Here is a 17,868-nt window from a genome sequence, read left to right as displayed (position 1 = left end):
GATATCATTATTTTTAACCTTTGTCAACTGTTTTTTTAATTTTTTTTATAATATAAAATTTATTAATAAAAAGTTTATTCTATAAATACATTTCTATATGTACTTTATTGTTTTTAATGATAAAACATATTTTTTATTTACCTTTTTATTTATAAAAAATCATGATATCAAATAAATATCTTCTTTTAAATTCACAAACATACATTGTAAACATATCTTATAAATATAGTCAAAGTAATTATAAACTGTAATCTATTATTTACCTTATCCTTTATATCATTTATTTATCATAAAAAGACTAAATTAACCTCATACATAATTTATATACAATAAAAAAAGAGGAGATCTCTCCTCTTTTTATAAACTGTAAAATCCAACTTTCTTTTTAACTTTTCTAAGTGTTTTGTTTGCAATGTAGCTTGCTTGTTCACTGCTTTTTTGTAAAACTTCGTTAACATATGCTTTATCTTTACAAAGTCTTTCAAATTCATCTTGAATAGGAGTAAGTCTGTCTGCGATACTTTCCCCTACAGCTGTTTTAAAGTATGCGTAATTCTTTCCTTCAAAATCTTTTACGGCTTCTTCTATTGTTTTGTTTGTAGCACAAGAATATATTTCAAGAAGATTTGAAACTCCAGGTTTGTTTTCTTTGTCGTAAATAATATTCATATCAGAATCTGTAACGGCTCTTTTGCATTTTGCCATAATTACATCTTTTTTGTCTATCATTGAAATAAATCCGTTTTTGTTTTCGTCTGATTTAGACATTTTCTTACTTGGATCTTGAAGAGACATTATTCTTGCCCCGCTTTCACCATAATAACCTTCGGGAACTTTGAAAGTAGGTGAAAATGTATTGTTAAATCTGTTTGCTATTGTTCTGGTAAGTTCAAGATGTTGTTTTTGATCATCTCCCACAGGAACAAGATCCGCTTGATATAAAAGTATATCAGCAGCCATTAAAACAGGATAATCAAAAAGTCCTACTTTTATGTTTTCACCTTGATTTTTTGATTTATCTTTATATTGTGTCATTCTTGAAAGTTCGCCCATATGAGTAAAACAGTTAAGTATCCAGCCAAGTTCTGCATGTTGATGAACATGAGACTGAATGAATAAAAGAGATTTTTCAGGGTCAATACCGCTTGCAAGAAGCATTGCCGCACATTCAAAAGATCTCTTTCTTAAAGTCGCAGGAACTTGATTTACTGTTATTGCATGCATATCTGCTATAAAATACATACAGTTATAATCATCCTGACGTTCAACCCAGTTTTTTATTGCTCCGAAATAATTTCCTATTGTAAATTCTCCGCTTGATTGTATACCGCTTAAAATAGTTTTTTTATCTTCAGACATATCTATACCTCAATTTTTATTTGTTCAAAATGTTTTCTATAATAATAACAATATTTTTATGAATATGCAATATTGATTTGTTTTAATGTGTATTGATGTTTACGATGAAAGTATTATTTTATTTTTTTTAATTAAATTAATATCAAAATCACTAAACAATGAATTACTATTTACTGATAACTTACCATTATAAATAAAATTTATAAATTACAATTAAAAAATTTTATTCGGCAAACTGATTTTTATCTAAATCCAACTTCATATATATTGAAGTATCCATAGGAGAATTATTGTAACTTTCAATCTCATAAAAACCAAATTTTTTATATAAATGAATAGCACTTTTTAAAAAAGGCAGAGTATCCAAAAACATATGCTTATACCCTATATTTACTGCGTCATCGATAATTTTATTTATAAGTTTTTCGCTTATTTTCTTACCTCTGTATTCTTTTCTTACATAAAGTCTTTTCATCTCACAGTTTAACTTATCTATTTTTTTTAGCGCAATGCACCCGCCAGGTTTATCATCACAAAAAACAATATAAAGCCTTCCCCATGGTTTAGAATATTTTAACTCTAAATCATGTAACTCTTCATCGTAGTTTTGAATTTCAAGATAATTTTTAAATTCTTCATCATTTTCCACAAGCATATTTGTATATTCCCTAAAAAGTTCCTTTATTTCCTCTTTATACAAATATCCTTCTTCTATTCTAATATTCAAAATAAACACCTCTTTATATTATAATTTTATTAAATTTTTTTAGTTTTGTAAAATTTTGATTGATTTTAATAAATTTTTAATGTAAAATCTATAAAAGCGTAACAAATGTTACGGAATTTATTTCTATAATTTGTTATTATATAGAAAATTCATTAAACATGCTTTATGGTATTTGGGAGAAAAAGATGGATTATGGTTTAATAGCAAAATCCGAATTATTTTATGATATTGACATAAAATCAATAGAAGATATGATGATATGTTCAAAATCAAAAATTAAAGAGTATGCAGAAGATGAACTCATATTTAAAGAAGAAGACAAACCTAATTACTTATATGTTCTCTTAAAAGGCGAAGTAATGATAGTAAAAGATTATCCGTCGGGAAACAGAAACATATTTTATGAAATAAATGACGGAGAAATATTTGGAGATTTGTTTCAAGGTGAATCTAATGATTACAATTATTATGATGCAATATCAACAAAAAAATCAACAGTACTCATAATTCCTTGGAATTTCTTCTTTAACGTATGCGAAAGAGCCTGTAAGTTTCATAAAATGTTAATAAGAAACATCATGCATCTTCAGGCAGATAAATCTCTTGCTCTTATGAAAAAAATACATATTCTCTCAGCAACGACTTTGGAAGAAAAAATATCTTTGTATTTACTCGAAAACAAAGATAGAAACAACAAAGTAAGAATATACATGACAAGAGAGGATATGGCTGATTTCTTCGGAGTAAAAAGGCCGTCTTTATCCAGAAGCTTAATGAAAATGCAAAAAGAAAATTTAATAAAAGTAAGCAAAAAGCATATAGAAATTTTGAATTTGGAAAAACTAGAACAACTATGTTTAAACAGTTAAGGGAAAGGAAATTTGTAAATTATGAAAAATGTCAGAAAAGTAAAAGAAGATTTATATTTTATTGGAGTAAACGACAGAAGAATTGAATTATTCGAAAACATTTATCCTGTTGAAAACGGAGTTTCTTACAACTCATACGTTTTACTTGATGAAAAAAACGTATTATTCGATACTGTTGACAAAACAGCAGGAGAAGATTTCATTGAAAATTTAACAGCAGTTTTAGACGGAAAAAATCTTGATTATATCGTTGTAAATCATATGGAACCTGACCACTGTGCTATGCTTAGCGAAGTAGTATACCGCTACCCTGAAGCAAAAGTTGTATGCAACCAAAAAACAGTTAACATGATTAAACAATTTTTTGATTTTGATATTGATTCTAAAGCTTTAATCGTAAAAGAAAACGACACTTTAAACACAGGTAAACATACTCTTGCTTTCGTTATGGCACCAATGGTTCACTGGCCAGAAGCTATGGTAACATACGATGTAACAGATAAAATTTTATTCTCAGCAGATGCTTTCGGTACATTTGGAGCAATTGACGGAAACTTATACACAGACGAAGTAAATTATGAAAACGGCTGGATTGATGAAAACAGAAGATATTTCACAAACATCGTTGGTAAATACGGTCCACAAGTTCAAGCTCTACTTAAAAAAGCTGCAACACTTGATATTGAACTAATTTGCCCTCTTCACGGACATCTTTGGAGAGATAAAGACGATATCGGAATGATTTTAGACAAATACAATCACTGGAGCACATATGAAGCAGAAGAAAATTCTGTAATGGTTGTTTATGCATCAGTTTACGGAAATACAGCTAAGGCTGCAAATGCTCTTGCAGACAAAATCGCTGATAAAGGCGTTAAAAATGTAAAAGTATACGATGCATCAAAAACTGATCCTTCATATATCTTATCTGATGCTTTCAAATATAAAACAATTGTATTTGCATCAGTAACTTACAACAACGAAATCTTCCCTAAAATGGAAACACTTCTTCATGAAATAGCAGCTCATAATCTTCAAAACAGAAACGTTGCATTCATTGAAAACGGAACATGGGGTCCAATGGCAACAAAGAAAATGAAAGCAATCGTTGAAAAATTAAAAAATATCAACTACATTGATGGAGATATTACAATAAAATCTGCATTAAGTGATGAAAATGTACAACAACTTGACGTATTAGCTGAAAACATAGTAAATGAAATTAATAAATAGCTACATTTATTAAAAATAAAAAATTAAGAAAAGGATGGGAATAAAAATGGAAGCTAAATTTTTTAAATGTAAACATTGTGGAAACATCGTAGTATTTGCAGTAAACAAAGGAGTACCTGTAATGTGCTGCGGAGAAAAAATGGAAGAATTAAAACCGGGTCAAACAGACGGTGCTTTTGAAAAACACGTACCAGCTGTAACAGTTGACGGCAACAAAGTAAGCGTACAAGTAGGTGAAGTTGAACATCCAATGCTTGAAGAACACTTCATCGAATTCATTTGGATTGAAACAAAACTTGGTCACCAAGTTAAAAACTTAAAACCAGGTGATGCACCAAAAGCTGAATTTATCCTTGCTGACGGTGATGAATTCGTAGCAGCTTACGAACATTGTAATCTTCACGGATTATGGAAAAAATAGTAAAACATTAAAAAGGAGCTAAGGCTCCTTTTTTTATTAAATAAAAAACTTAAGTAAAAAATATTATATAAGGATATAACAATTTACATTCATTTTTAACATAATATTATATAAAATAAAAAAGAGGATTTCTCCTCTTTTTTTATAGACACATCTTATAAATATTTAACATATCTTCCTTATTTAAAGGTTTATAAGCTCCTTTTATTTCCCCTACTTTTTCTGCCATTTCTTCCAAGTGAGTTTCATCAATTCCAACTTCTTTTAAAGTCATTGGAATATCAAGTCCTTTAAAGAAATCATATGTATTTTTTATTGCTTCTTTAGCAATTTCTTCTTTTTCCTTATGAGGCGCAATTCCCCAAACGTTTATTCCGTATTCAACAAATTTATCAAGAGTATTTTCATTTAAAACATATTCCATCCATCTTGGAGTAAGAATTGCAAGTCCTACACCATGTGTTATGTCATAAAATGCGCTAAGTTCATGTTCCATAGGATGAACACACCATTCAACATCGTTTCCTGAGCTAAGAAGTCCGTTTATTGCCCATGAAGAAGCCCACATAAGATTTGCTCTTGCTTCATAATTTTCAGGATCATTATAAGCAATAGGACCGTATTTTATACAAGTCTTTAATAATGCTTCTGCCATTCTTGATTGCATAAAGCCTTCTTTTACGTTTGAAAAATAATTTTCAAAAATATGAGACATTATATCGGCAGTTCCGGCAGCTGTTTGATTTTTAGGAACAGAACATGTATAACTTGGATCCATAATTGATGCTTTAGGTTTAAAAAGCTCACTGGTAACCCCTATTTTCATATTCTCTTTCATATTGCTTATAACTGCAAATGGGTCCATCTCAGAACCTGTTGCAGAAAGAGTTAAAATATCAACGATAGGAAGAGCATCTTTTATTTTATCTTGATGTATTACAAGTTCCCAAGCATCTTCTTCGCTTTTTGCTGCGGCAGCAATCATTTTTGCACAGTCTATGGTACTTCCGCCACCTGCCGCCAAGACAACATCAATATCATTTTCTTTACAAATTTTTGCACCTTCTCTTACAGACTCAACTCTTGGATTTGGATCAATTCCTGAAAGTTCGAATAATTCAGTACCGCTTTGTTTACATAAAGATAAAACTTCATCATAAAGCCCGCTTCTTTTAATACTTCCTCCCCCGTAAACCAAAAGTGCTTTTTTACCTAAGCCGGATAAAATTTCAGGTAAATTTTTTATCTGTCCTTTACCAAAATAAACCTTTGTAGGTAAATGAAAATAAAAATTATTCATATTTTTCTCCTCTGATTCTTTTCGTTTTTTATTATTTAATATTATACTATAAAATCCATTTTATTTTTAATAAAACTAAAATATTTATTTTTAATAAAAAAAGATGCTATGAAATCATAGCATCTTACATATTAACTATTTTTATGTTTTACCTTTATTACAGTACTTAAAAGAGCAACAATAGATAAGCTCATTGCTAAAATCCACATGTTTACATTTGAAGTATCTGCTGTTTTTGGTGTTTGAACAGTTTGTGTATTGTTTGTTTCAGTCTTGTCTGTATTTGATGAGCCTTCGCTTACAGCTCCATCTGTCAACTTAGGAATAATTTCTGTTTTTGTTTTTTTACATACACTGCATGTATAAGTTTTTATGCCATCTTCTTTTGTTGTTGGTTCTTTTGTAATAACGCCTTTGTCAAAAGAATGTCCTTTTGCAGGAATTACTTCTGTTCCTTTTGCACCGCAAATTGAACAAGCTCCTTCTTTCAAACCTTCTTCTTCACAAGTAGCTTCTTTTACTACTTTCCAATTTGCATAATCATGGCTATCTCCATCAATTGCATGGAATGTCATATTATTTACTTCAGCTGTACCTGAATTAGCGTATTCTTCAGCACCACTTCCTTTGTAACCTATGATACATAGATTTTTTACTGCAAGTACACCTGAATCTATTTTTTCAACTGATTTTGGAATCCATACATATTTTAAGTTTGGACAATCCATAAAAACTGATTGACCTACATCAGTAATTCCATCTTCAAAAACAACTTCCGTTAAAGAATGACAATGAGAGAACTGCGCATTTCCGCCACCCCAAATTGTTCCTGCAGGAATTGTAAGAGAAGTTACATTACATCCTTGAAAAGCATCTGAGCTTAGTTCTACATTGCTTGGCAATGTAATTTGCGTAAATCCGGCTCCTTTAAAAGCAAGGTTACCTATTAATTTTAACTCATCATTAAGATTAACATCTACAAGTGAAGGATTATCGGCAAATGCATATAAGCCTACTTCTTCAACACTTGAAGATAATGTAACTTTAGTTAAATTACTGTAATTTACGCCATTATTTGAATAAAAAGCACTAGAAGGCACTTTTGTTACTCCATCTGCGATTACAACTTCCTTTATTTCTGATGCATGAGTTTGCCATTCATAAGTAGTATTATCAGCAATATCTTCTGTTATGGTAATAACTCCGCTATCATCAAGACTCCATCCTGTTCCATTTGCAACTTCTTTTGCATTTACTTGATTTGAGCTTAATGGAAATATTAATAATCCAAAAAATAGAATAAACATAAATCCTGTTTTAAATAATGCTTTTTTCATTGATTGTATCCCCTTTATGTATTTTTTATTATGATTACTGTATACGTAACATATTATATACCTTTATTACTCATGTGTAAACAAATAAATTAATTATAATAGAAATTTTACATAAAAAAAAGAGAGTCTCCTCTCTTTTTATAATTCTTCTTTATATTTACATTCTTTGTTTTTGCAAAATAAACTTTTCTTTTTACCTTTGCTTTCGTATAAAATTTCTCCGCATTTAGGACAAAGTTTTCTCGTTGGTTTTTGTGAAGAAGCAAAATCACAGTTAGGATAGTTCTTACATCCGTAAAATACACTTCCTTTTTTGCTTTTTCTTTCAACAATTTGACCGCCGCATTTTGGGCAAGAAGCATCAATTTCTTTAACGATAGCCTTTGTGGTCTTACATTCCGGATAACCGCTGCAAGCCATAAACTTTCCAAATCTACCGTATTTTATAACCATAGGTTTACCACAGTTTTCGCATACTTCATCGGTTTGTTCTTCCGGAAGTTTTATTCTTTCAATTTCCTTAACATGTTCAAGTTCTTTTTCAAGGCCTTTGTAAAAATCAGATATTACGTCTTTCCATTTTTTGCTTCCTTCTTCAATATCATCAAGATTACTTTCCATGTTCGCCGTAAAATCTATATCTACTATATCCTCGAAATTCTCCCTTAAAAGTTTATCAACGGCTTCCCCTATCATTGTTGGAACAAATCTTCTTTGGTCAAGTTCAACATATCCTCTGTTTTTTATTGTATTGATTATTTGAGAATATGTAGAAGGTCTTCCTATTCCCTCTTCTTTTAAAACCTTAACAAGACTTGCCTCGTTATATCTTGCAGGAGGCTGTGTGAATTTTTGAGCAGGTTTTAATTCTTTTAATAAAACCTCTTCGCCTTTTTCTAGAAGCGGTATACTTTCATTTTCATCTTCTTTCTTTGAAGCATAACTGTAAACTTCAAGATAACCTTTGAATTTTACCCTTGAACCTGTTGAACGGAATGTGTAATTTCCGTTTTCTATATCAACCCTTAAAGTATCATAAACAGCAGGGCTCATCAAAGATGCCAAAAATCTGTTGTAAACTAAAGTATAAAGTTTTAACTGATCAGCAGTAAGAGATGTTTTTAATTTTTCAGGAGTTAAATTTACATCAGTAGGTCTAATTGCTTCATGGGCATCTTGAATTTTACTGTTGCTTTTGCCTTTAGGACCTGTATATCCAAGATATTCATCTCCATATTTATCTTTTATAAACTTACTTCCCGCATCAACTGCTTCTTTTGAAAGTCTTGTAGAATCAGTTCTAAGATAAGTGATAAGACCTATTTGTCCTATTCCCTCAACTTCAACACCTTCATATAATTGTTGAGCAAGCATCATTGTTTTAGAAATTGAAAAACCAAGTTTATTGCTTGCGTCTTGTTGAAGAGAACTTGTTTCAAAAGGAGGTGGAGAATTTTTCTTTTTCTCTCCTTTTTTAACGTCTTTTACAATAAAAGCATTTTTATTTAATTCTTCTATTATTTTATCGCTTTCTTCTTTATTATTTATTTGGGCTTTTTTACCGTTTATTAAAGCAAGCTTACTGAAAAATTCTTCTTTTGTATCTTTTTTGTTAAAAATACTATCCATTATCCAGTATTCTTCACTTACAAAGTTTCTTATTTCATTTTCTCTGTCTACAATCATTCTAAGAGCAACAGACTGAACTCTTCCCGCACTAAGCCCACGAAGTACTTTACTCCAAAGTACAGGGCTTATTTTATATCCCACAAGTCTGTCAAGAACTCTTCTTGCTTGTTGTGCGTCAACGATGTTCATATCTATTTTTCTTTTATGATTAATGGCGTTGTTTATTGCTGATGGAGTAATTTCCAAAAACTCCATTCTGTTTTTATCATTCAAATCAAGACCAAGATAGTTGGCGATATGCCAAGAAATAGCTTCTCCTTCTCTATCGTTATCAGTTGCGAGAATGACTTCATCCGCTTTTTTTGCGTCAGATTTAAGTTTTTTAAGTCTTTCCCCCTGACCTCTTATGGTCTTGTATTCAGGTTCAAAATTATTTTCAATATCAATTCCAAGTTTTGATTTTGGAAGGTCTATAACGTGTCCTTTTGATGCTACAACCTTACAATCCTTTGGAAGATATTTTTGTATTGTCTTCGCTTTAGCAGGTGATTCGACTATTACTAATCTATAAGACATCTACTGCTCCTTTCAAGTAATAATAAACTGCAAAGCCTATCTTAACTCAAGCTTTGCGCCTGTGCTAATAACAATACCTCTTATTTCTAACATTGTCAAGGTTGAATTTATAAAGTTTATTTCTTTTGAAAGCTTTCTGCTTATTAAGTCAGCTGTATTATCACCGTCTCTTATAAGTTCACATATAAGCTTTTCGTCTTTAGTTAAATTATATTTATTCAAAATATCCTCTTCATAATAATCTTCTTCTTTTATAATTTCCGTAACCTTATGCATAACAGGTCTTTTTAAAATATAATATAAATCCTCCAAAACATCATTTGCGCTTAAAATAAGTTTGGCACCGTCTTTTAATAATGCATTACTGCCTTCGCATACTCTGGAAGTTATATTTCCCGGAACTGCATAAACTTCTCTTCCCTGTTCGTTAGCATATTTTGCAGTTATCAAAGACCCGCTTTTAAAGGATGCTTCTATAACAACAGTTCCTTGCGAAAGCCCACTTATTATTCTGTTTCTTGCAGGGAAATGATGACTTAAAGGTTCCGTTCCTGGCAAATATTCGCTAACAACCATACCTCTTCCTTCTATTATTTCATCATATATCTTCCTGTTTGATTTAGGATAAACTTTATCTACCCCGCATCCTAAAACAGCTATGGTATCACCCATTCCCTCTAAGGCTCCTTTATGGGCATATGTATCTATTCCTATTGCCATACCGCTTACAACATCAAGACCGTTATTTGAAAATTCTCTTGCAAACTGCTTTGCGACATTCATACCGTAATTGCTTGCTCTTCTTGTTCCAACCATTGAAATCATTGGATTATCTTCCATAAAAAGATTCTTTCCTTTATAAAAAAGAACAGGAGGATAATCATATGTATCCATTAAAGCACAAGGATAATACTTATCGTCCATGGTAATATAGTTTATGCTTTCATTATACATTTTATCTATTATTCTATCGTATTTCTTCAAATCCTTGTCGGTAACCATTCTTGTAGCAGTATCCATATTTATGCCCTTTATTTTCATATATTCGCTTATATTATCATTTTCATATACCGCATCAATTGAACCGAAATAATCATATAAATCAATCGCCCTTTTTGCACCGATATTTTGAGTTGAAATAAGCCATAGCCATTTTGATATGTTCATTTTTCTCTCCTCTTCATATGTATATGTTAAAGATAATATATTTTTAGATAAATTGCAATAATATTAGAACATTTGGTCACATTTTAGTCACAAAAAAACTTCCTCAAATATTAAGGAAGTTTTAAAAATCATCAAAGAACCTTTCTTTTTCGTGTCTCATACTTTTTTCAAAATACTTTTTTCTCTTTTTTATAAATTCAACCGTAACCCCAAAAGTATCACTGGCTTCATAATAATTAAAAGAGCCATAAGAATTATAAGACTCTTTATAAAAATTCTCAAACAAATCATCGGGGATTAGAAAATACAAAGAAAAAGCATCAGCCTGAGCTTCTTCTTTATTAAGGGATAAGTCTAGACTTTCAAGCTGATTTATGCTGTGGCAGAACAAATGTCCTGCTTCATGAGCCAAAGCCTCTCTCCTCTTTTTCGTCTCATCGCTTAGTGTAGAATTTTTCCTTAAAAATTCTTCTTCATCCATTGAAGTATTGCCTACAATAAGCATATTTCCGATAACGCATGACTTATCGCAATTATCAAAAAATTTCACTTTATAGTGTAAATCTTCAAATATTTCATCAAATTTATCAAAACTTACGGGATAAGTATCAACAAAATATTTCTCTCTTACATAATCTGCTTTTTCGTATATATTTTCATACAAATGTTTCGCCATAAATCTCCTCAAAAAAAGCCTCTAATAAAAGAGGCTTTAAAACTAAATATTTTCGTTTAAATCATCAACAAGTTCGTCAACGTTGATTCCGTGAGCCATAGCTCCTTCTTCTAATGTTTCAAATCTTGCTGCCATACATCCTACACATCCCATTCCGTATGCTTGAAATACTGAAACAGCTTGAGGATATTTGTTTACTATATCCATAATTCCCATTTCTTTTGTTATTTTCATTTTCTTACCTCCAAATAATTAAATTGTTTAAATTTTTCAATAAAGAATTTATTTAAACTTTAGATTAAGGTTATCACAAATTAAGCTTCTTCAGATTCTTTTGTGTCTAAGTCTACATCTTTATCGCTTGCCATTGCTTCGCTTATTTGAGTTTCATCTTCCATATCTGCAACTTTTGTTTTGCATGCACCTATAAAAATAGCACCTTCATCAATGATGATGTTATCAACATAAACGTCTCCGGTTAGTTTACCGGTAGATAATATTTTTAATTGTTCACATGTAACAATTCCTTCCACCGTACCTATTATATGAACATTTTTGGCATTAATGTTACCTGCAATAAATGCATTTCTTCCGACAATAATATTACCGGATAAATTAACATTACCTTTTAAGTTACCTTCATATCTTACGTTTCCACCGGCTGCAAGATCTCCGATAAAAGTTATATCACTTCCCACAATAGTATCAATTTGTTCGTAATTAACCCTTTTATTAGATACTTGAAGCTTGCTTTTTGCCATTATATCAACCTCTCTTTAAATAATCTTTAGAAATTGTCTAATCATTTACTAATTATACCCTAACTAAATTTAAAATACAAGAAAAAATACCAAACCTCTGTTTTTTATTAGATTTTTTTAAAAAATTGTGTTACACTAAATTATATATGATACGTGTGGAGGTAGAAAAATGTATGCTCTGTTTATCATTTTAAACGATATGTATTTGGTGGATGACGTGCATGAAATATTATCCAGATGCGAAGTGGGAGGAACTCTGTTTAATTCAACGGGACTTGGAAAAGTAAACATGCATTATAATAATGAAGATTATACATTTACTTCTATCAGAAAAATTTTAAGCGGAAACAAACCTAAGAACGTTACGATAATTTCAATCATCAAAAGCGAAGAAAAACTGGACGAAGTAAAAATAGAAGTTATGAAACTCCTTGGCAATATTGAAACCAAAGGACTTGGCTTTATGTTCGTAATACCTGTAATGGAAGTAATAGGTTATAAAGGAAAGGATTTAAAATAATTAAAGTAAAATGAATTCTAAAATCAACTTAAATTTCAAAAAAAAATATATTCCTTTTATTATTATAGGAATAGTACTCATTTTAATTTTATTTTTAACTCCAAAGATTGCAAAAAGCAGTATGCTCTCTAACGTAATGGATAATCAAATAGCCGGTAAAGAAATAACAAAAATAGAATACATTAAATATAAAGGCGAGCCTTTCATGTCAGTTGTGGAAGAAAAAAAATCCATAAGCGGAAACGACAACGAAGTAACAAAAATAATAAAATCTTTGGACAGTTATAAAATTCAAATTCTTGGAAACAAAGAATCCACCAGCGAAATCTTATATGTATATTTCAAAGACTCAACAAAGCTTATCTGTTATATTGATGAAAATAAACTGGGAGTTGACAGTGGAAATATATGGATAAAAGATGTAAACATCGAATACATAAAAAAACAAATGGAAGATGTACAAATCATCAACGAAGTTTAAAAAAAAAGAAAGTATAAATACTTTCTTTTTTATTTACAATAAAGTTCTTTTAAAGTTTTCATAACTTCAACAACTCTCATATCACTTATATGATAAAAAACACTTAATCCCTTTTTCTCGCTTTCTACAATCCCCGCAAGTTTAAGTGCGTTTAAATGCTGTGAAATTGCAGCCATGGAAATAGAATCTATTTTTTCGCTTAATTGACCTACGCTTAATTCTCCCTCTTCCAAATAGCATAGAATAAGAAGACGATTTTTATTTGATATTATTTTTAAAACATCACTTACTTTCTGCGCTTTTAATTCCACTAAAACCACCTTCCTTTATTTTACAAACGCACTGTGTCATTGTTCCCATAGGACAGTACACACACCAGCTTCTAGGTCTAAAAAATAACATAGTAACAAAACCTAAAATAAAAGATGTAAGCATCATTCCATACATTCCAAATGCAAACTGTGCTACAAAGTCTGGGAAAATAGACGAAGTATAAGAAAATCCAAAAGGAACCTTAAAAGTCCATAAAATTTTTATTACTTCCTTTAAATCATTAACTCCCCAAAATACATTTATGGTGTTTATTATCATTAAAACAAACATACTCATAAAAAATAATAAAAATGAATATCTAAACCAATTAGAAGATAAAAGTTTTGGAGGAACTTTTTTTCTTGATAAATTTAACTTATTACCAAGTATATCAAATAACTGTCCCCTTGCACAATATTTATTGCAAAAAGCTTTTCCTCCAAATAATGCAATAAAAAGAGGAATTAAAAATTCAATCATTCCAAGCCATGCAAATAATATGTTAAATAAACCTAAAATCAAATATAAAGGTGTGTATATCCATAAATAATCATACCAATGTTTTTTCTTATTCATCTTTTCCCCTTTCTACTTTGCTGATTACTCCCGCAGGGCAGGTATTGACACAAAGCCCGCATCCAACGCATAAAGACTCATCAACAAAAGCTCTTACTCCTTTTTTTACTTTTATTGCCTCTCTTGGACATACTTTCATACAAGCACCGCAGGCCACGCAATTATTTGAAACAACCGCATAAAATTTACTTTTCATTAACTTCTCCTAAATTTTTTATTTAAGTATATTCTTAAATACTTAAATTGTCAACAAAAAAAATAAAAAAACACGGTAACAACCGTGCTTTATTCTTCACTAATATATTTAATAAACTTTGCAGGAACTCCTCCTACGATTGAATTTGCTTCAACATCTTTTGTTACAACAGCCCCTGCGGCAACTATTGCTCCGTCTCCTATGGTTACTCCCGGTACTATCGTAGAATTTGCGCCAACCCATACGTTTTTACCAATTTTTACAGGTTTTGGATGCATATCGCTTCTTTTATTTGGATTAAAATCGTGATTAAGTGTTGCTATTACAACGTTATGCCCAAGAAGTGAACCGTCCCCTATCTCAATTCCTCCTTGATCTTGCAGACAGCAGCCGGAGTTGAAAAATACATTTTTACCAACGGTTATATTTTTACCACAGTCAGAATAAAAAGGTGGAAACAAAGCAAATGTTTCATCAACTTCTTTTCCAATAAGTTTTGAGAATAATTCTCTTATTTCATCGTTTGTATGATACTTTCCATTTATTTGTGATGTAATTCTTCTTGCCTCATCGCTTACTTTATGCATATATAAATGTACGTCGCTTCCGCCTTTAACTACCTTACCTTCGTTTAAATGATTTAAGTAATCTTTTAATTCCATGTTATCTCCTTTTTAATAAACTACTTCTCTTTCAATTATAAATCCTAAATGCTATAATATCAAATATATATATTATATAAGATAATATACTTTAAAAGTATACTTATAAAGGAGCGTTTAAATGGATATAAAAGTACTAAATTATTTTTTAACCGTTGCAAAAGAAGAAAGTATCTCTTCTGCCGCAAAAGTCTTAAATATGACCCAACCTCCTCTTTCAAGACAAATCAAAGAACTTGAAGAGGAGCTTGGGAAAACTCTTTTTATCAGAGGAAGGAAAATAACATTAACAGAAGAAGGAAGAATTTTACAAAAACGAGCAAAAGAAATAATAGAGCTTACAAACAAAACAAAAGAAGAAATGTTATATTTAGGACAAAATTTAAAGGGAGAGATATATATAGGCTGCGGTGAATCATACTCTGTAAGAATGATAGCAAAAGCAATGAAAAACTTCTCTAAACAACATGACGTAAAGTTTCACATAACCAGCGGAAATTCCAACGACATAAGAGAAAAACTGGATAAAGGTCTTTTGGACTTTGCCCTTTTCATTGAGCCTGTAAACATAAAAAAATATAACTACATAAAACTTCCTTATCATGATACATGGGGAATTTTAGCAAAAAAAGATAGCGAAATCGCAAAAAAAGACTATATAACAAAGGAAGATTTAAAAAAACTTCCTCTTATAATATCTTCACAGCAAATAGTAAAAAATGAATTCAGCGGTTTTATTTCCGGTGATTTTGAATCTTTAAACATAAAAGCAACATATAATCTTTTATATAATGCATCTTTAATGGTTATGGAAGACATAGGATATGCTCTTTGCTTAGATAAGATAATTCAAGGCACAAAAGAAAACAATTTAGTTTTTATTCCCCTAAAACCCAAAATGGAAGTAGGAGTGGTTTTTGCATGGAGAAAACAGGAAATTTTTTCAAAAGTAAAAGAAAAATTTTTACAAGAAATTGAAAAAGAAATAGCTAAAATCAAAAGGTAATATGAATTTATAAAAAAAACAAAAAAAATAAACATATATTACAAACAAAACTCTCGTAAACCTTGAATTTCTCGTCATTTATGATATAATACTATTTTGATTAGATGGGACTTAGGAGGTAAAATTATAAATGAGTTCAATATTAGATAAAAAAGAAAACAATGTGGCAACAATTACAATTACTGTTTCCGCAGAAGATTTTAACAAAGCTATCGATGCTGCATACAAAAAAAACAAAGGTAAATTCAGCATTGACGGTTTTAGAAAAGGAAAAGCCCCAAGACAAATTATTGAAAGAAAATTCGGTGAAGGAATATTCTTTGAAGATGCTTTAGACGAAGCTTTCCCAGCTGAATACGAACAAGCTATCAAAGAACATGATTTAAAACCAGTAAATATGCCTTCAATGACAAAATTAGACAGCATAAGCAAAGAAGAAGGTGCTACATTTACTATTGAAGTTGAATTAGAACCTGAATTTGAACTTGGCGAATACAAAGGTATCGAAATATACCCTATCGAATACGAAGTAACAGAAAAAGACGTTGAAGACGAACTTAACAGAGTAAGAGAACAAAACGCAAGATTAGTAAGCGTTGAAGACACAGAAAGTAAAGAAGGAGATACAGTTGTTATCGACTTTGAAGGTTTCGTAGGAGATGAAGCTTTTGAAGGAGGAAAAGGCGAAAACTATCCATTAGTTCTTGGAAGCAACTCTTTCATTCCTGGATTTGAAGATCAACTTATCGGTAAAAAAGCTGGTGAAGAAGTTGATGTTAACGTAAAATTCCCTGAAGAATACCATGCTCCTGATTTAGCAGGAAAAGACAGTGTATTCAAAGTAAAAATCCATGAAGTAAAAGCAAAAGAACTTCCTGAACTTGATGATGATTTCGCAGCTGACGTAAGCGAATTCGATACTCTTGATGAATACAAAGAAGACTTAAAAGCAACAATCAAACAACAAAGAGAAAACAATTTAAGAGGAGCAGCTATCAACACAATCGTTGAAGAAGTTTGCAACAACACTGAAATTGATATTCCAAAATGCATGATCGAAAGAAAAGCAGAAGACGTAAAAGCTCAATTTGAACAACAAATCATGCAAAGCGGAATTGACCCTAAAACATACTATGATGTAATGAAAAGTCAAAACGGCGGCAAAAACGAAGATGATTTCATGAAATTATTCGAAGAACAAGCTGAACATGACGTAAAACAAGAATTGGTACTTACAAAACTTATGGAAGTTGAAAACTTTGAAGCAACAGATGAAGAAGTTGAAGAAGAAATCGCAAACTTTGCAAAAGCTTATAATCAAAAAGTTGAAGACTTCAAAAAAACAATGGATGATACAACAAAAGATTATATCAACAACTTCATCAAACAAAGAAAATTATTTGATTTCCTAATTGAAAATGCCAAGGTAAAAGAAGAAGAAGCAAAATAATTCTACAATACGGAGGTACTTTTTATGCCATTAATTCCAATGGTAGTGGAAAATGAAGGTAGAGCAGAACGCTCTTATGATATCTACTCAAGATTACTTAAAGACAGAATTATATTTTTAACCGGAGAAATAAACGACGAGGTTGCAAACCTTGTTGTTGCAGAAATGTTATTTTTGGAAGCTCAAGACAGCTCAAAAGACATTCAACTTTACATCAACTCTCCGGGAGGAAGTGTAACTGCCGGTATGGCTATATATGATACAATGAATTACATCAAATGCGATGTATCTACAATATGTATCGGTATGGCAGCATCAATGGGTGCATTCTTGCTTGCTTGCGGAACAAAGGGAAAAAGAATTGCCCTTCCAAACAGCGAAGTTATGATTCATCAGCCTCTTGGCGGTTTCCAAGGTCAAAGCAGCGATGTTGAAATCCATGCAAGAAGACTTTTGAAAATTAAAGAAGACATAAACAAAATACTTAGCAAACAAACAGGAAAAACATTAAAAACAATCGAAAAAGATACCGACAGAGATAACTTTATGAGTGCAAAAGAAGCTATGGAATACGGCTTAATAGATAAGGTCTTTGAAAAAAGATAATAAA

At 30.7% G+C, this 17,868-nt stretch carries 21 protein-coding genes; 8 read left to right on the top strand and 13 right to left on the bottom strand.

From position 1 onward, the window contains the following. Nucleotides 1-357 precede the first annotated feature (357 nt). Both trpS and V2W16_RS00715 read right to left on the bottom strand, forming a co-directional pair. Nucleotides 358-1,359, bottom strand: coding sequence for a tryptophan--tRNA ligase (gene trpS, locus V2W16_RS00720; protein ID WP_253229415.1), 1,002 nt, complete (start codon nt 1,357-1,359; stop codon nt 358-360). Nucleotides 1,360-1,582: 223 nt separating this feature from the next. Further along, complete coding sequence (locus V2W16_RS00715) at nt 1,583-2,086, bottom strand: GNAT family N-acetyltransferase (RefSeq protein WP_329379907.1); 504 nt, start codon at nt 2,084-2,086, stop codon at nt 1,583-1,585. Between the two features lie 185 nt (nt 2,087-2,271). Here V2W16_RS00715 and V2W16_RS00710 point away from each other — a divergent pair, with 185 nt between their 5' ends. Genes V2W16_RS00710 through V2W16_RS00700 form a run of 3 tightly spaced genes read left to right on the top strand, consistent with a single transcriptional unit; the run spans nt 2,272 to nt 4,609 of the window. Continuing rightward, nucleotides 2,272-2,955, top strand: coding sequence for a Crp/Fnr family transcriptional regulator (locus tag V2W16_RS00710; RefSeq protein WP_329379904.1), 684 nt, complete (start codon nt 2,272-2,274; stop codon nt 2,953-2,955). A gap of 21 nt (nt 2,956-2,976) precedes the next feature. After that, nucleotides 2,977-4,188, top strand: coding sequence for an FprA family A-type flavoprotein (locus tag V2W16_RS00705; protein WP_329379901.1), 1,212 nt, complete (start codon nt 2,977-2,979; stop codon nt 4,186-4,188). Between the two features lie 46 nt (nt 4,189-4,234). After that, on the top strand, nt 4,235-4,609 hold the full coding sequence (locus V2W16_RS00700) for a desulfoferrodoxin family protein (RefSeq protein ID WP_253229418.1): 375 nt from the start codon (nt 4,235-4,237) through the stop codon (nt 4,607-4,609). A 142-nt stretch (nt 4,610-4,751) separates the two neighbouring features. Here the strand turns inward: V2W16_RS00700 and V2W16_RS00695 are convergent, their stop codons facing one another. The 7 genes from V2W16_RS00695 to V2W16_RS00665 all read right to left on the bottom strand — a co-directional run bounded on the left by V2W16_RS00695 (nt 4,752) and on the right by V2W16_RS00665 (nt 12,055). Beyond that, complete coding sequence (locus tag V2W16_RS00695; protein ID WP_329379895.1) at nt 4,752-5,909, bottom strand: iron-containing alcohol dehydrogenase; 1,158 nt, start codon at nt 5,907-5,909, stop codon at nt 4,752-4,754. Nucleotides 5,910-6,040: 131 nt separating this feature from the next. Then, complete coding sequence (locus V2W16_RS00690; RefSeq protein ID WP_329379890.1) at nt 6,041-7,246, bottom strand: leucine-rich repeat domain-containing protein; 1,206 nt, start codon at nt 7,244-7,246, stop codon at nt 6,041-6,043. Between the two features lie 138 nt (nt 7,247-7,384). Further along, entirely contained in the window at nt 7,385-9,451 is a 2,067-nt protein-coding gene (topA, locus tag V2W16_RS00685; protein ID WP_329379887.1) for a type I DNA topoisomerase, read from the bottom strand. A gap of 36 nt (nt 9,452-9,487) precedes the next feature. Further along, entirely contained in the window at nt 9,488-10,618 is a 1,131-nt protein-coding gene (dprA, locus tag V2W16_RS00680; protein WP_329379884.1) for a DNA-processing protein DprA, read from the bottom strand. Nucleotides 10,619-10,739: 121 nt separating this feature from the next. Next, on the bottom strand, nt 10,740-11,294 hold the full coding sequence (locus V2W16_RS00675; RefSeq protein ID WP_329379881.1) for an ImmA/IrrE family metallo-endopeptidase: 555 nt from the start codon (nt 11,292-11,294) through the stop codon (nt 10,740-10,742). A 42-nt stretch (nt 11,295-11,336) separates the two neighbouring features. Then, entirely contained in the window at nt 11,337-11,528 is a 192-nt protein-coding gene (locus V2W16_RS00670; RefSeq protein WP_138269056.1) for a DUF1858 domain-containing protein, read from the bottom strand. Nucleotides 11,529-11,608: 80 nt separating this feature from the next. Next, nucleotides 11,609-12,055, bottom strand: coding sequence for a bactofilin family protein (locus V2W16_RS00665; RefSeq protein ID WP_329379876.1), 447 nt, complete (start codon nt 12,053-12,055; stop codon nt 11,609-11,611). A gap of 169 nt (nt 12,056-12,224) precedes the next feature. Between V2W16_RS00665 and V2W16_RS00660 the strand changes: the two genes are divergently transcribed. Both V2W16_RS00660 and V2W16_RS00655 read left to right on the top strand, forming a co-directional pair. Beyond that, entirely contained in the window at nt 12,225-12,575 is a 351-nt protein-coding gene (locus V2W16_RS00660; RefSeq protein ID WP_329379873.1) for a hypothetical protein, read from the top strand. Between the two features lie 10 nt (nt 12,576-12,585). Beyond that, nucleotides 12,586-13,056: a hypothetical protein gene (locus tag V2W16_RS00655; RefSeq protein WP_329379870.1), complete on the top strand. Its 471-nt coding sequence runs from the start codon at nt 12,586-12,588 to the stop codon at nt 13,054-13,056. Nucleotides 13,057-13,085: 29 nt separating this feature from the next. Here V2W16_RS00655 and V2W16_RS00650 read toward each other — a convergent pair whose 3' ends face one another. From V2W16_RS00650 to V2W16_RS00635, 4 genes are all read right to left on the bottom strand, one after another. Then, nucleotides 13,086-13,367 carry an ArsR/SmtB family transcription factor gene (locus tag V2W16_RS00650; RefSeq protein WP_329379867.1) on the bottom strand — a complete coding sequence of 94 codons (282 nt, stop codon included), beginning with the start codon at nt 13,365-13,367 and terminating at the stop codon, nt 13,086-13,088. Beyond that, complete coding sequence (locus tag V2W16_RS00645; RefSeq protein ID WP_329379864.1) at nt 13,339-13,944, bottom strand: 4Fe-4S binding protein; 606 nt, start codon at nt 13,942-13,944, stop codon at nt 13,339-13,341. The genes V2W16_RS00650 and V2W16_RS00645 overlap by 29 nt, the downstream gene beginning before the upstream one ends. Next, entirely contained in the window at nt 13,937-14,140 is a 204-nt protein-coding gene (locus tag V2W16_RS00640; RefSeq protein WP_138269050.1) for a 4Fe-4S binding protein, read from the bottom strand. Before V2W16_RS00640 ends, V2W16_RS00645 begins: the two co-directional genes overlap by 8 nt. 89 nt (nt 14,141-14,229) lie before the next feature. Beyond that, complete coding sequence (locus tag V2W16_RS00635; protein WP_329379861.1) at nt 14,230-14,802, bottom strand: DapH/DapD/GlmU-related protein; 573 nt, start codon at nt 14,800-14,802, stop codon at nt 14,230-14,232. 121 nt (nt 14,803-14,923) lie between these two features. On the opposite strand from V2W16_RS00635, the gene V2W16_RS00630 reads away from it, so the two are divergent. From V2W16_RS00630 to clpP, 3 genes are all read left to right on the top strand, one after another. Beyond that, on the top strand, nt 14,924-15,808 hold the full coding sequence (locus V2W16_RS00630) for a LysR family transcriptional regulator (protein WP_329379857.1): 885 nt from the start codon (nt 14,924-14,926) through the stop codon (nt 15,806-15,808). Nucleotides 15,809-15,938: 130 nt separating this feature from the next. Continuing rightward, nucleotides 15,939-17,258 carry a trigger factor gene (tig, locus tag V2W16_RS00625; RefSeq protein ID WP_329379854.1) on the top strand — a complete coding sequence of 440 codons (1,320 nt, stop codon included), beginning with the start codon at nt 15,939-15,941 and terminating at the stop codon, nt 17,256-17,258. 24 nt (nt 17,259-17,282) lie between these two features. Then, complete coding sequence (clpP, locus tag V2W16_RS00620) at nt 17,283-17,864, top strand: ATP-dependent Clp endopeptidase proteolytic subunit ClpP (protein ID WP_138269046.1); 582 nt, start codon at nt 17,283-17,285, stop codon at nt 17,862-17,864. Nucleotides 17,865-17,868 lie beyond the last annotated feature (4 nt).

Origin of the sequence: Anaerofustis butyriciformans (genome assembly GCF_036289385.1) — a bacterium.
GTDB lineage: Bacteria > Bacillota > Clostridia > Eubacteriales > Anaerofustaceae > Anaerofustis > Anaerofustis butyriciformans.
Note: the sequence above shows the minus strand (reverse complement) of the source record. Positions and strands in the feature narration are given on the sequence as shown.

Bases quoted from the DNA above. Each gene is read 5' to 3' on its own strand.
- trpS (WP_253229415.1), bottom strand. From the start codon at position 1,359: ATGTCTGAAGATAAAAAAACTATTTTAAGCGGTATACAATCAAGCGGA.
- V2W16_RS00710 (WP_329379904.1), top strand. From the start codon at position 2,272: ATGGATTATGGTTTAATAGCAAAATCCGAATTATTTTATGATATTGAC.
- V2W16_RS00705 (WP_329379901.1), top strand. From the start codon at position 2,977: ATGAAAAATGTCAGAAAAGTAAAAGAAGATTTATATTTTATTGGAGTA.
- V2W16_RS00700 (WP_253229418.1), top strand. From the start codon at position 4,235: ATGGAAGCTAAATTTTTTAAATGTAAACATTGTGGAAACATCGTAGTA.
- V2W16_RS00695 (WP_329379895.1), bottom strand. From the start codon at position 5,909: ATGAATAATTTTTATTTTCATTTACCTACAAAGGTTTATTTTGGTAAA.
- V2W16_RS00690 (WP_329379890.1), bottom strand. From the start codon at position 7,246: ATGAAAAAAGCATTATTTAAAACAGGATTTATGTTTATTCTATTTTTT.
- topA (WP_329379887.1), bottom strand. From the start codon at position 9,451: ATGTCTTATAGATTAGTAATAGTCGAATCACCTGCTAAAGCGAAGACA.
- dprA (WP_329379884.1), bottom strand. From the start codon at position 10,618: ATGAACATATCAAAATGGCTATGGCTTATTTCAACTCAAAATATCGGT.
- V2W16_RS00675 (WP_329379881.1), bottom strand. From the start codon at position 11,294: ATGGCGAAACATTTGTATGAAAATATATACGAAAAAGCAGATTATGTA.
- V2W16_RS00670 (WP_138269056.1), bottom strand. From the start codon at position 11,528: ATGAAAATAACAAAAGAAATGGGAATTATGGATATAGTAAACAAATAT.
- V2W16_RS00665 (WP_329379876.1), bottom strand. From the start codon at position 12,055: ATGGCAAAAAGCAAGCTTCAAGTATCTAATAAAAGGGTTAATTACGAA.
- V2W16_RS00660 (WP_329379873.1), top strand. From the start codon at position 12,225: ATGTATGCTCTGTTTATCATTTTAAACGATATGTATTTGGTGGATGAC.
- V2W16_RS00655 (WP_329379870.1), top strand. From the start codon at position 12,586: ATGAATTCTAAAATCAACTTAAATTTCAAAAAAAAATATATTCCTTTT.
- V2W16_RS00645 (WP_329379864.1), bottom strand. From the start codon at position 13,944: ATGAATAAGAAAAAACATTGGTATGATTATTTATGGATATACACACCT.
- V2W16_RS00640 (WP_138269050.1), bottom strand. From the start codon at position 14,140: ATGAAAAGTAAATTTTATGCGGTTGTTTCAAATAATTGCGTGGCCTGC.
- V2W16_RS00635 (WP_329379861.1), bottom strand. From the start codon at position 14,802: ATGGAATTAAAAGATTACTTAAATCATTTAAACGAAGGTAAGGTAGTT.
- V2W16_RS00630 (WP_329379857.1), top strand. From the start codon at position 14,924: ATGGATATAAAAGTACTAAATTATTTTTTAACCGTTGCAAAAGAAGAA.
- tig (WP_329379854.1), top strand. From the start codon at position 15,939: ATGAGTTCAATATTAGATAAAAAAGAAAACAATGTGGCAACAATTACA.
- clpP (WP_138269046.1), top strand. From the start codon at position 17,283: ATGCCATTAATTCCAATGGTAGTGGAAAATGAAGGTAGAGCAGAACGC.